Origin of the sequence: Pseudarcicella hirudinis (assembly GCF_900115665.1) — a bacterium.
GTDB lineage: Bacteria > Bacteroidota > Bacteroidia > Cytophagales > Spirosomataceae > Pseudarcicella > Pseudarcicella hirudinis.
This window is the reverse complement of the sequence record NZ_FOXH01000013.1, coordinates 177155-187837: the sequence shown is the minus strand read 5'-3', so window position 1 is coordinate 187837 and position 10683 is coordinate 177155. Positions and strand designations below refer to the sequence as shown.

At 37.3% G+C, this 10683-nt stretch carries 16 protein-coding genes; 10 read left to right on the top strand and 6 right to left on the bottom strand.

Annotated features, from left to right (window positions below):
* The 7 genes from BM179_RS25410 to BM179_RS19570 all read left to right on the top strand — a co-directional run.
* Positions 1-239, top strand: a 239-nt coding sequence (locus BM179_RS25410) for an LvrA C-terminal domain-related protein (RefSeq protein ID WP_218159260.1), incomplete at its 5' end; no start/stop codon positions are given.
* Between the two features lie 16 nt (positions 240-255).
* On the top strand, positions 256-540 hold the full coding sequence (locus BM179_RS19595; protein ID WP_092018862.1) for a hypothetical protein: 285 nt from the start codon (positions 256-258) through the stop codon (positions 538-540).
* Positions 537-743, top strand: a complete 207-nt coding sequence (locus BM179_RS19590) for a hypothetical protein (RefSeq protein WP_092018861.1) — start codon at positions 537-539, stop codon at positions 741-743. The genes BM179_RS19595 and BM179_RS19590 overlap by 4 nt, the downstream gene beginning before the upstream one ends.
* A 1-nt stretch (position 744) precedes the next feature.
* Positions 745-1443 carry a hypothetical protein gene (locus BM179_RS19585; protein WP_092018860.1) on the top strand — a complete coding sequence of 233 codons (699 nt, stop codon included), beginning with the start codon at positions 745-747 and terminating at the stop codon, positions 1441-1443.
* A gap of 33 nt (positions 1444-1476) precedes the next feature.
* Positions 1477-1755 carry a hypothetical protein gene (locus BM179_RS19580; RefSeq protein WP_092018859.1) on the top strand — a complete coding sequence of 93 codons (279 nt, stop codon included), beginning with the start codon at positions 1477-1479 and terminating at the stop codon, positions 1753-1755.
* A complete protein-coding gene (locus BM179_RS25615) occupies positions 1739-1960 on the top strand; it encodes a hypothetical protein (protein WP_092018858.1) in 222 nt (73 codons plus the stop codon). The genes BM179_RS19580 and BM179_RS25615 overlap by 17 nt, the downstream gene beginning before the upstream one ends.
* A gap of 2 nt (positions 1961-1962) precedes the next feature.
* Positions 1963-2220: a hypothetical protein gene (locus tag BM179_RS19570; protein WP_092018857.1), complete on the top strand. Its 258-nt coding sequence runs from the start codon at positions 1963-1965 to the stop codon at positions 2218-2220.
* Positions 2221-2313: 93 nt separating this feature from the next.
* Here the strand turns inward: BM179_RS19570 and BM179_RS19565 are convergent, their stop codons facing one another.
* The 6 genes from BM179_RS19565 to BM179_RS19540 form a co-directional block, all read right to left on the bottom strand.
* The gene (locus tag BM179_RS19565; RefSeq protein WP_092018856.1) at positions 2314-2742 is read right to left on the bottom strand and encodes a hypothetical protein; all 429 of its coding nucleotides are present in this window, start codon (positions 2740-2742) and stop codon (positions 2314-2316) included.
* On the bottom strand, positions 2739-3242 hold the full coding sequence (locus BM179_RS19560) for a phage virion morphogenesis family protein (protein WP_092018855.1): 504 nt from the start codon (positions 3240-3242) through the stop codon (positions 2739-2741). Before BM179_RS19560 ends, BM179_RS19565 begins: the two co-directional genes overlap by 4 nt.
* Before the next feature lie 118 nt (positions 3243-3360).
* Positions 3361-5850: a phage portal protein family protein gene (locus tag BM179_RS19555; RefSeq protein WP_092018854.1), complete on the bottom strand. Its 2490-nt coding sequence runs from the start codon at positions 5848-5850 to the stop codon at positions 3361-3363.
* Positions 5851-5870: 20 nt separating this feature from the next.
* Positions 5871-6284 (bottom strand): hypothetical protein, encoded by a 414-nt coding sequence (locus BM179_RS19550; RefSeq protein ID WP_092018853.1) that lies wholly within the window; start codon positions 6282-6284, stop codon positions 5871-5873.
* A gap of 13 nt (positions 6285-6297) precedes the next feature.
* Positions 6298-7863: a phage terminase large subunit gene (terL, locus tag BM179_RS19545; RefSeq protein ID WP_092018852.1), complete on the bottom strand. Its 1566-nt coding sequence runs from the start codon at positions 7861-7863 to the stop codon at positions 6298-6300.
* Positions 7860-8285: a terminase gpP N-terminus-related DNA-binding protein gene (locus BM179_RS19540; protein WP_092018851.1), complete on the bottom strand. Its 426-nt coding sequence runs from the start codon at positions 8283-8285 to the stop codon at positions 7860-7862. Before BM179_RS19540 ends, terL begins: the two co-directional genes overlap by 4 nt.
* 131 nt (positions 8286-8416) lie before the next feature.
* Between BM179_RS19540 and BM179_RS19535 the strand changes: the two genes are divergently transcribed.
* The 3 genes from BM179_RS19535 (at position 8417) to BM179_RS19525 (ending at position 10657) form a co-directional block, all read left to right on the top strand.
* Positions 8417-9361 (top strand): HK97 family phage prohead protease, encoded by a 945-nt coding sequence (locus BM179_RS19535; protein ID WP_092018850.1) that lies wholly within the window; start codon positions 8417-8419, stop codon positions 9359-9361.
* 42 nt (positions 9362-9403) lie between these two features.
* Positions 9404-10339: a phage major capsid protein gene (locus tag BM179_RS19530; protein WP_092018849.1), complete on the top strand. Its 936-nt coding sequence runs from the start codon at positions 9404-9406 to the stop codon at positions 10337-10339.
* An 84-nt stretch (positions 10340-10423) separates the two neighbouring features.
* Entirely contained in the window at positions 10424-10657 is a 234-nt protein-coding gene (locus tag BM179_RS19525) for a hypothetical protein (RefSeq protein ID WP_092018848.1), read from the top strand.
* Positions 10658-10683 lie beyond the last annotated feature (26 nt).

The window sequence follows — 10683 nt, the reverse complement described above, 5'->3', positions numbered from 1 at the left end:
CGAACCGCCGGATTATTGAGATTGAGGAGAATTTGACATTTGAGCAATTTTGGGAGCGTTACGCTCATAAACAATTATCTAACAAGAAGCGTACACAGGTCAAATGGAATAAAATGACTGAAGCTGAGCGTTTGAAGGCATTTTTATTCATACCAAAATATGAACACTTAGTAATGAAGCAGGGTATCCAGAAAAAGCATGCCGAAACCTATCTTAACGCTGAGCTTTGGAATAACTAAAACTTAACTATCACTTATGAAATACGTAATTTTTAAAAGAAAAGAATTGATAGTGCCAGTTATTACAAGTGAAATGGCTACGCATTCTGATTTGAAACTTGAAGGTTTTGAGCCTGTCTCAGCAGGTTTTATCTATATGCCAAAAGGTCTCATTATTATTGATAATAGAGGTAGTGAAAGTCTTGGATTAAAGCCAAATAAGGAGCTTGATGAGAAATATATTACAAAAATGGTTTTGGATTTGCCTGCAAGTACGTTTTTAGACTTCAATAACGAATATTCTAACACTGATGCAAAATGACTAAACGACAACAACAAGTAGCTGCCAGTATGGTCATATATAATCTTATCACGCAGTGGGAAGATTTAGAGACACAAAACGATGAGCAAGCAGAGGTAACCACTGAAGTTATTGCCAAAGTAGAAAAGATGGTGATTAATTACAGTATGATACCTGTAGGTAATTTGGGTGATATAATTGAACATGTTAAACAGAACTATTAATATGAGTGAAATCAAAATACTTGTTGCTTGTGAGTATTCGGGTGTAGTCAGGGATTCGTTTAATAAAGCTGGTTTCTTTGCGATGAGTTGTGATCTATTACCTACTGAATCCCCCGGAAATCACTATCAAGGCTCTGTTTTTGATATTCTTAATGATGGATGGGATATGCTAATTGGACACCCTCCATGTACATACTTGTCAAGTGCTGGGCTTCACTTTTGTAATATTGAAAATCATGGAAAAAAGGCAATAGAAAGGATTATAAAACGAAATCAGGCTATTGAATTTTTCCTAAAAATGTATGATGCACCCATTAAGCATATATGTTTGGAAAACCCTATAGGGTATATATCAGCTAATATTTTGAAACCTACGCAAATAATACATCCTTATTATTTTGGCGAAAAAGAAATGAAACGTACAGCTCTTTGGCTTAAAAATTTACCACCCCTTCAGTTTAGATTACAAGATGATCTGTTTGGTCTTAAAACGGCAAGTGATACCCCAGAACCTTATCAGATTACAATACGTAAGAAGACAGGTCAGGTTAAAAAAAGATATTGGACTGACTGTATTAGTGAAGGTAAGCTTAAGTCTGGCCATCAGAAAAGCAAAACATTTCAAAGTATTGCTGACAACATGGTTGTTCAATGGGGGGGGTATCTTTTGGATGCAAAAAATAGGACGGAAGCATTGTAGGTTAATTTCATTGTAAAAAAAAGAACCAAATAAATGAGAGAAGAATTTGAAAGGTTGGTTATGGTTAGATTACCTGGATTAGCTGCTGAGAGGAATAGACAATATGTAATGAACACATATGATGCCATGACCTCATTAAATCCGTATTTTTCAAAAGAGGATTTAGATAAGAAGTATAGTTACTGTATTTCTATTTGTACTATAGCAAACCAAACAGCAGCTCATTGTTTACAGGAAATTCAAGTTATAACCAGAATGTTTAATAAATTTCCATATTCTATTAAAGTTCCAAGAAATGGCATACAACAATAGAAATCACTTAAAAAAGGTTGATTTTATCCGGATGAAGTATCTGGAATGGAAGAACCGAAACGAGGATATTCCGGACACTTATTTTGTCCGGAAGATTCTTAAGGAATTGGGTCACAGTATGAGTTATTCAGCGTTTATGAAAGGTTATAAGCATAAGAATACGCATAAAGAAAAATCAGTTAAAAATCAGTTAAAATTATTCTAATTATGTGGAAGAAATTTAATGTTAAAGAAGTTGAAGAATGTGTTGATATTATTGCCTACAGCCCTTCTTTTATTGATGAAGAATATAATCCACGTGGTATCAGGATTGGATATTTACAGCTTGGAGTATTCCACTCAGCAAGATTTAAGGAATCTTATCGAGATAGTTTGATAGATTTTTTTGAAGATGAGCCTAATACTGATGCTCTTCCTGAGGAGTACATGGAAATCCCAAAACGTGAGTCTGAAAGCTTGTTATAGTGTCTGAATACGATAATCGCTAATTATAGTATCTGAATACGATAATCAGAATTTTAAATAAAAAAGCCCGGCAATGTATTTGCCGGGCTTTTTTTATGCTGCTGATTTGTCAAGAATGACCGTCTGAAAGACCATGTTCACAATTTTTATTCCGTCAGCGTCCTGCTCCCTCTGGCTAATCCTATCATATCGCCTATTATCCTGGTTAAGCTTGCCTTGTAGTTTCAAATAAACCTCCTGTACAGTATCAAGGTACTGCATTGATTCATTTCTGATCTGTTGTGGAGCTTGCAGGGACGTACTGCCTATGAATACAAATACAAGTCTTAATGTTACTTGTAATGTAAGTAACTGCACATTCGCCCCCTGGCTATCAGCTCTGATAATTTCTGTTTTGATAAGACAGGCAGGGAAAGCAATTTCCGGACGTGTAGAGGAAGAAAGCTGGCCTTTATCAAGGTCTATCCATCGTAAAGGTATTCCAGATAGATGCTGCAAAATATTTAAATAAGTCTCTTTCATTTTTCCTTTAATAAAGATTGAATACGTTGAACAATGATATTGTTTAATTTTTGCGTGTGACCCATAAATTGCCGCTTAGGCATATTGAAACGAGATTCTTTGAGTGTAAACCCTTGCCCAGAAACCGTTCCTTTTTTAAACCGTCCTTTCTTATTTCTATTCCGGATGAAGGTTTCACTACGGGGTGGTAGAATTACTTCCCCGCCTTCGTTATGAACTTTTGCATATGGAACTTTAGTAGAGCCTGCTGAAATAGTTACCTTTGAGGCACTTACCAAAGAGGGTCTGATAGAACCCATTAAAGCCCCTGTTCTTACCATTAAAGAACCCCTTTTTTCGTTTCGTTTAGCAGGTGTCCAGGCTTTGCCATCAAAGCTTTTTGTAACAAAGCTTTCTTTGAAATACTCAGTAGCCGTTTCGGATATAATTGCCGGAACATCCTTTAACATTTTGGAGTCTAACGACTGAAAAAAAATGTCAATTTTCTGGTAATTAGTCATTAATCATTTATATTTGAACATCATATATACTTATTGTTACACGTAATGTAAGCTTCAATGAGGGTAAGGGCTGATCAGGGAGCATGAAATACTGCTGTGTAACAATAAGTACCCCTCATTACTTAATCAAAAGCCCCCATCTGATTGCCAGGTTAGCAACTTCAAACCAGGTCTTCAGTTTAAAGACTCCCTTTTTTGACATTTCAGCGACAATAGCCACTGGCATATCTTCGAAGTATTTAATATACATGTATTGATTAAACATTTGCCCTTTTCGCTCAGCTTTAAACCATACTTCGTCTGGGTTGTTGAGAATGCGAGAAAGGTCAAGTAAAAATTCTTTTCTACTTTCTTTTCCCTCGGTGCTATGTGCAAGAAAGTCACGTTTGGCAATATTTAACTTCCGATTGTTATAGTCAGTGAAAGTTAAAATATTGTCTTTGGCTTTTTCATCAAAGAATGCAACTGCATCACCCTTGAATATGTCTCTTACAGGTTTATTAGTCACCTCCTTCATTTTGAAATCAGCAGGGCTTAACTCAGACAAAAGTTTATTGGCTTCAGTAATATTTGTAATGTACTGCTGATTGGCAGTAAAGACCTCTTGTGTTTCGGCTCTGTTTATTCCCCATCCGGACTTTTCAGCCTTTTTAAATTCATCCGAATTTGTAAAAGCTTCAGCGGTAGCAGAATTTTGACTTAAATCGTTTGATCCTTTTTCTGTCTTCAGACGTGGCACTACATAACATCTACAATTCCAGCCATTCGGCGGGTAAATTTTCCGCCAAATCGGGTCTTCAGCTCTAAGTAGCAAACCATCAAGTAATCTATGCTCCGGACGTACTTTGTTGTCATCTACAGTCTTGTACTCCCAAAAAGGGAATAGCTCTGTTTGCTGTTTTAGTCTGTAATATGTAGCAGATGTTTCACCTACTGACAGGGCTGTATTATACTCAGTCCTTAACCAATCTTTATTATGAATTTTAGTGATTAAAGAAGCTCTAATACTAAAATCCTGAAAGCTCTTAGAGTCTCTGAAGGCTTTGTTTAAAAGCTGAGATTCGGCAAGCGTTTTGACACCACCAAACCTGAACAGATTCATCTCATAGGCTGTGAGAGCAGCCGGGTCATCAGCTCCGTACTCAATGCCATATGAAAGATTTTCTTTTGATTTTTTCCAGCCTTTACTAAATGCTTCAGCTAAATTGTCTACTGTATAAGTAAATAGCTCCTGATCAAATAGCTTGTTACCCTCACCATCCCAATAGCGTTTGATCAAATCATTATCATCAATTGTTGATAACAACTTAATCTCTGATGTGTGGGCTTGTCCACAACAGGTCTCTTCCGTCATTGCCCCGTTTTTCGGGGCTTTGAGAAAAAAACTGAGAGCAGATAAAGAATTTTGTTGCTGATTAGATTTTTTTGATTCGACAATATTAAGACCAAATTTGTTATTGAGCCATTCAATATCAAAATCATAAAAACTCATTGCATCTTTCGTAAAAGTCCAAAGCTGAGTAATGTCTTCAGCTTTTTCAAATTCTAATGTTAGTCCATCCGGAATAATGCCATGTTTTGCAAGTGCAGGCAGGTTTATTAAGTTCCATTGCAACTCTGACAGTTTCATATCATCCTGTACAAGATACCACTGAAGGTCTTGTGATGCTTTTTCTTTGGCATTAGAACCGTTCTTTGTGTCTTGTCCTACGATTGCACCAGAAATAAGCATACTCATTTCATCATTGCATAATTGAATGAGATTTTGATAAACTTCACCCTTTGTAGTTACATTGTCTGCAAACTCAAATGACTCATCCTCATCAATTATAAACCAGGCTGCTGAACCCATATCCTGCATCATTTGTTCAGCTCTTTTAAGCATTCCATCATCAGACGTGTTAGTTTTCATTACACGGGGTGGAATACCGTATATTTCGCATAGCTCAGACCAGCAGGCCATTGCGAAACGCTTAAATAGAACATGAGAAACAGCCTTGTTGATTAGGCCGATTTCTTTACTGTTATATTCAAGAATCCAAGTTCCAAACTCGGTCATTTCCCTGTATTTTATACCGTCCTGATCATTCCAATCTTTCAAAAAAATGCCTTTCTGGGCAATAATATTAGTGCGTGGTAGGTCTTCAGCGGTCAGGTTTCCATCTTGGTCAAAAAGCAATTCAATAAGGCTATAACCCCGATAAATTGAATCTAATCCGGATTTGGTAAGGCTGCGAAAAAGTGGATGTTTGCTGAGCGTTTTAGTTGCTTCTTCATCAACTTCCCCGCCTTTATTTTTAAGTACAAAAGTCGCAGATAAAACTTGTTGTATTCGGTTATTTATTTGAGATGCTAGCCTGGCATCTTTCAATACTTCATCAAAAAGGATTTGAATTAAGAAGTTTTGCGGATATTCTGCGTTGTTATACGCTGCTTCAGCTCTTTTCCAGCTATTAATATCTTGACGGGTTTGGAAAACGCTTTTAGAGTTCCAGGGAAGCTTTCTGCCTTTACTGGAAAATTGAGGTTGATCAGATAAGTTTTTGACTGCACTAAGCAATGTTTTAAAAAAACCTTTATCTGGTTTTGAATATAAGTTTGAAGCCATTTAAATGCTGTTTAAACTGGTTAAAAGTGATTGAATTTTCTGCCTGACCCGCTCCGGAAAGGCTTTGGGTCTTGATTGTTCTGAGCAAGCGGCCAGCCTTGAACGATAGAGGATTTTTGAATACGTTCAAGTTCTTTGATTGCAAATTGATAGCGTTTTTCAGCTAATTCCAGATCGACGGATACATTACACACGGCAATAAAATGCCATTTTGATATGTCCTTTGTATACGTAATTAATTCCTGGTACTTGTCTCTGTCTGTTCCGGTAGTGGCAAATATTGATTGGGTATCATATGCAGTCAGATACCTGGCTAAAACTTGTAAACCCATGCTAATAGCCTGGTCAATTTTTGCGTTATCCCCCCGTGAGATTACGTATTGAGCTTCCTCATACACATGTGTCGAAAACTCCTCTCTTGTGATAAATGACATATAAATAAGTAGGTTAAAATTTGAAAGAAGTACGTTTGCCGAAAGCCGATTTGGTTTGTTTTTTGTAAGTCCTTTTGTTGAGGTATGATATTGCTCCCTGCAAAGCATCAGGAGCATCATCATGTGCATTACTGCCTTTCTCAAAAGCAAGTATTTGATCAACAAGAACGGTCTGGTCAGGGCTTTTGTCTTTCTTTGAAAGAAATACCAGGTGTTTTTCAAAAAAGCCGCTCATTCCTTCAATCCGGTCATATTTATCTGTTTTGCCTCTTTTGTCGGCTCTCACGGGAATAGTATAGCCCCTTATCAAGCCTTCCATATCAAAATCATTTACAAATTCATCCATTGCAAAAAGCCCTTCTATTAAATACCGAATGTTTAATAAATAAAGCTTCTTATCTTCATAAAGATCATATAGCCATTTTGCTACATCAGCACGGCTTTTTTGCCTTACATAAGTATGAAGTATATGAAATTCCCTTCCGATTTTTCCAACTAAAATCAGGGCTTTGAAGTCAGCATTTGCCTTGTATGATAGGTCACCATAAAAGCAAAGTGCCTCATATTTTTTTAATGGTAAAGGGTCGCAGAATAGAATATCTTCATGCTTAAATACCGCTCCGTCCTGTACGTGTACGTGCATGTATTCACGCATAAATGAACGATACGGAATATCTTCAAACTTTTCTTTCCAGTACTCTGAGCTGGTTTTTTCAGGCCATTCCGGCTGAAAGGTTTGAAGGCTTTTTACAGCACAAACTTTTAATATTTCGTATCTGGTAGATTTCTTTTTTGAACTTTTACGAATGACTTCTTCGAAATATTCATGAAGTCTGTTTGTAATACTGTTCTTATGAAAGTTGTTATTAGCAAAAATGAAACGCTCAGTACTGGTGTCATCTGAGTCAAATGTTCCCCAGATGTCTTCTACAACAGTATCAACTGCTTCACGCATGATTCTGTCATTGTTGATGCTTTTCTTTGAGTCCACATCATCGCAAACGATATAATCCGGTCTGTTTCCTTCTTCTCGAACACCCCTAGGATCCTGGTCAAAACCAAGTGACATAAATCTGACTCCGTCGGTGGTTAAGAAATCTCCTTCAGTCCAACTACCTGCCTGAAATTTGTCTCCATAATCGTTTTTTAGACGGTTGTTGTATTGCAATTGTGCCTGAAGTCCGGATAGCAGCTTTTTTGCTTTAGTCTCTGTCTTACCAATCAGAAGCATAAATTTCAAATCATTCTTAACCAGGTATAAGTACAAAGGAATACCCATACAGACGTGAACGGACTTTCCGGCTGATCTGTAGAGTTCAAGCAGCAGACGTAAACGCTTATGCTTAATTGCTATTTCTGCTAACTTAATGTGAAACCAGGCACACTTTTGTTTTGCGAAACTTGGAAAATAGAACTCAAACCATTCTGCATAAGAGTTCTCTTTAGCTTTAATACGCTTTAATTTACTATCAGCTGTTTCATGTATGTCTATACTTGTAGCCTGCTGAATCCTTACGCAAAACTTATCGAAGTCTTTGAGAACTTTTGCGTATTTGGTATTGTCTTGTTCTGCTATCATTCGATATTTATTCTATGTTGCAAAAATTTCTTCATCCAATCTGTCATCTTTGCTGCAAATTGGGGGTCATTCTCAGATACGAAATTTGCAAGGTCTTTAAGAACCCTAGAGACTACGATAGGGTCAGCTTTCTTATCACATTTGTCAAGTGCAGACATTAATTTGCTTATGCTGTCAGCATTTAGCGTTCCAGGTGTTCCGGAAGCAACTTTAAGCAACTCTTGCTGTAATAGCTGCTTGATCTTAATCGGTGAAGCGTGCAGATTGATACGTTTTTCGTTCCAGTCATACCTTGTACACCAAGACGAAACTGTTTTTTGTGTAACATTGAATAGTTCTGCTACTTGTTGCTGTGTAGCTTCAATGTTGTCCAAATAGTACTCTTCCGCTTGTTCTCTTACTTTGTCTTTTTTTACTCCCATATCTTCTTTTTTTTACCAAAATTGCCCGTTTTTAAAGCCGATTTAAAAAATCTGTATAACCCTTACATGCTTATTTTCAAGTAGTTGTGTAAGGTTTCATATTTGCATCAACAAAACGCAAATAATAAGAAATGGCAAAGAAGAAGTTTGTATTTAATGACGAAACAGTAACAAACTCTTACAATTTTAAGATAAAGACATCCGGAATTATCCTCAATAGATTCTCAGCTAATCCAGTAATGTTGGCAGATCATTGGAATAGCCTGGACAGCGTAATTGGTAAATGGGATAATATATCAGTTGAAGGGGTAATCCTAAGTGGTGAACCTTTATTTGACTCTGAAGACGCTTATGCTAAAACAATTGAAGGGAAGGTAGAAAGAGGATTTGTAATAGGCTGCTCTATGGGTATTAGCTTCAGCAGGGATGATATGGAACAACAGCCGGACGGGTCATGGCTATTGTTAAGGTGTGAACTTTTTGAAGTGAGTATTTGTGCTGTTCCTTCAAATGCAAATTCATTAAGACTTTACGATGCTTCTACTAAGAAGCTGTTAACGGGAGACGAAGTAAAGCTTCAGCTTTCTTTTTTAGACGAAAACAAACAAAACGAAAATACGGAAATAAAAATGGAAAAAATCACTTTGTCGGTTGCTTCTTTAATGACATTAGGGCTGAATGAACAACCTAAAACAGCCGCTGAGCTGGACACTCACATTGCTACTTTATTACAGAAGTTTACCACTGAGCAAGCGGAACATCAACAAACTAAACAGAAGCTTTCCAGTATTGCCGAAACGCAATCTAAAGCACTTATTAACGAAGCAAAGCTAGCCGGAAAGATCACTGAATCTGAAGTAGCAGAATGGGAAAAGATGGCTAAAGATAATTATTCACTTGCTTTCGCTGCTCTTTCAAAAATTCCAGCTAAAACACAATTATCAGGCGGTGTAACTATTCCTGGAAGCGATTCAGGAAATCCGAAAAATGTTGACGAGTTTGAAAAGTTGAGCGATAAGGCCAAGCTAGCCTTCAAAAAAGAACATCCTGACGAGTACAAGGCTCTTTTTAAATAGTACTCATAAAAAAAATCTTATCACCTTAAATTTAAAAAATACATGCCTGCAAATTATCCTGAAATGTGGCAAGCAAGAGTTGAGCGAAATATCAACGATGCCGCAAATGCACCCTGGTTAGATGGTATCCCTGAGCTTGACACAACCGTAATTGAGGTAGGTTCTGGAACTGCCACTGAAGCAAATATTATCCATATTTCTAATACGGATTTTTCGCCAGACGTACTGGTGAATAATACTACATATCCGCTGGCATTACAAGCTTATACGGATTCTGAGACAACAATTTCACTTGATAAATTCTCATCTTTGCCTACGACAATTACAGACGATCAGGCAATGGGAGCTTCATACAACAGAATTGACTCTGCGACAAATTCTCACACTGAAGCGATTTTGGTAAAGAAATTCATAAAAGCAGCTCACGCAATTGCACCTGCTGCAAATACTGCTGCTACACCTGTTATTTTAGTGACTGGCGTTGGAACTGAAGCTTCCGGGGAACGCTTAAAGGCTTCGTATGAAGCATTGGTAAATTTAAAGGCAGCATGTGACTCGGCTAATCCGAAAATGCCAGCTGAGGGAAGGCGATTGATTTTGTGTGATGATCATTGGAATGACCTGCTATTGGACAGGAAGAATTTTGGTGATCAACTGGTAAACTATACGGAAGGTAAGCCAGCACCTCGCATTCTTGGCTTTGAGATTTTCCGTTATGCTCAGAATCCATATTTTAATAGCAGTACAAAAACTAAACTTGCGTTTGGGGCTTCCCCTTCAGCTGGACAATACCAGGCATCGTTTGTTTTCGTAGTTAAAAATATTGGCAAGAAAACAGGGAAAACAAAACAGTATTATACGCCTTCTGAGTTGGATGCAAAAAATCAAGTGAATACGCTTGCTTACAGGCACTATTTTCTTGCAGTCAACATGCGTGTGCAACATTGTGCTGCAATTCTCAGCATCAACAAAGCATAATGTAAACCATAAAAAAGCATACTGAGACGAAGTCTAACCGGGAGTGTTTGATGCTTAATCACTCCCATTTTAATCAAATTTATCATGTCGGTCAAAGCAAAATTTCAATGTAATTCAATCGTAGAGATTGGTCATTTTAAAGATTCGCTTGCTGTTTCCTTTAGCGTAGTATATGGAACGGATGGTGAAAATGCAGACTATTCAAAATCTACTCCGGCGGGTCACCTTACACTAAATGTATGTAAGGGAACTAAAGGCGCCGAGTTCTTTAAAAGAGGTGATTACTACTATCTTAATTTTGAAAAAGCATCTCAGTAAAAACAATCATTTAACAGTGGAGCGAT

Bases quoted from the DNA above. Each gene is read 5' to 3' on its own strand.
- BM179_RS19595 (WP_092018862.1), top strand. From the start codon at position 256: ATGAAATACGTAATTTTTAAAAGAAAAGAATTGATAGTGCCAGTTATT.
- BM179_RS19590 (WP_092018861.1), top strand. From the start codon at position 537: ATGACTAAACGACAACAACAAGTAGCTGCCAGTATGGTCATATATAAT.
- BM179_RS19585 (WP_092018860.1), top strand. From the start codon at position 745: ATGAGTGAAATCAAAATACTTGTTGCTTGTGAGTATTCGGGTGTAGTC.
- BM179_RS19580 (WP_092018859.1), top strand. From the start codon at position 1,477: ATGAGAGAAGAATTTGAAAGGTTGGTTATGGTTAGATTACCTGGATTA.
- BM179_RS25615 (WP_092018858.1), top strand. From the start codon at position 1,739: ATGGCATACAACAATAGAAATCACTTAAAAAAGGTTGATTTTATCCGG.
- BM179_RS19570 (WP_092018857.1), top strand. From the start codon at position 1,963: ATGTGGAAGAAATTTAATGTTAAAGAAGTTGAAGAATGTGTTGATATT.
- BM179_RS19565 (WP_092018856.1), bottom strand. From the start codon at position 2,742: ATGAAAGAGACTTATTTAAATATTTTGCAGCATCTATCTGGAATACCT.
- BM179_RS19560 (WP_092018855.1), bottom strand. From the start codon at position 3,242: ATGACTAATTACCAGAAAATTGACATTTTTTTTCAGTCGTTAGACTCC.
- BM179_RS19555 (WP_092018854.1), bottom strand. From the start codon at position 5,850: ATGGCTTCAAACTTATATTCAAAACCAGATAAAGGTTTTTTTAAAACA.
- BM179_RS19550 (WP_092018853.1), bottom strand. From the start codon at position 6,284: ATGTCATTTATCACAAGAGAGGAGTTTTCGACACATGTGTATGAGGAA.
- terL (WP_092018852.1), bottom strand. From the start codon at position 7,863: ATGATAGCAGAACAAGACAATACCAAATACGCAAAAGTTCTCAAAGAC.
- BM179_RS19540 (WP_092018851.1), bottom strand. From the start codon at position 8,285: ATGGGAGTAAAAAAAGACAAAGTAAGAGAACAAGCGGAAGAGTACTAT.
- BM179_RS19535 (WP_092018850.1), top strand. From the start codon at position 8,417: ATGGCAAAGAAGAAGTTTGTATTTAATGACGAAACAGTAACAAACTCT.
- BM179_RS19530 (WP_092018849.1), top strand. From the start codon at position 9,404: ATGCCTGCAAATTATCCTGAAATGTGGCAAGCAAGAGTTGAGCGAAAT.
- BM179_RS19525 (WP_092018848.1), top strand. From the start codon at position 10,424: ATGTCGGTCAAAGCAAAATTTCAATGTAATTCAATCGTAGAGATTGGT.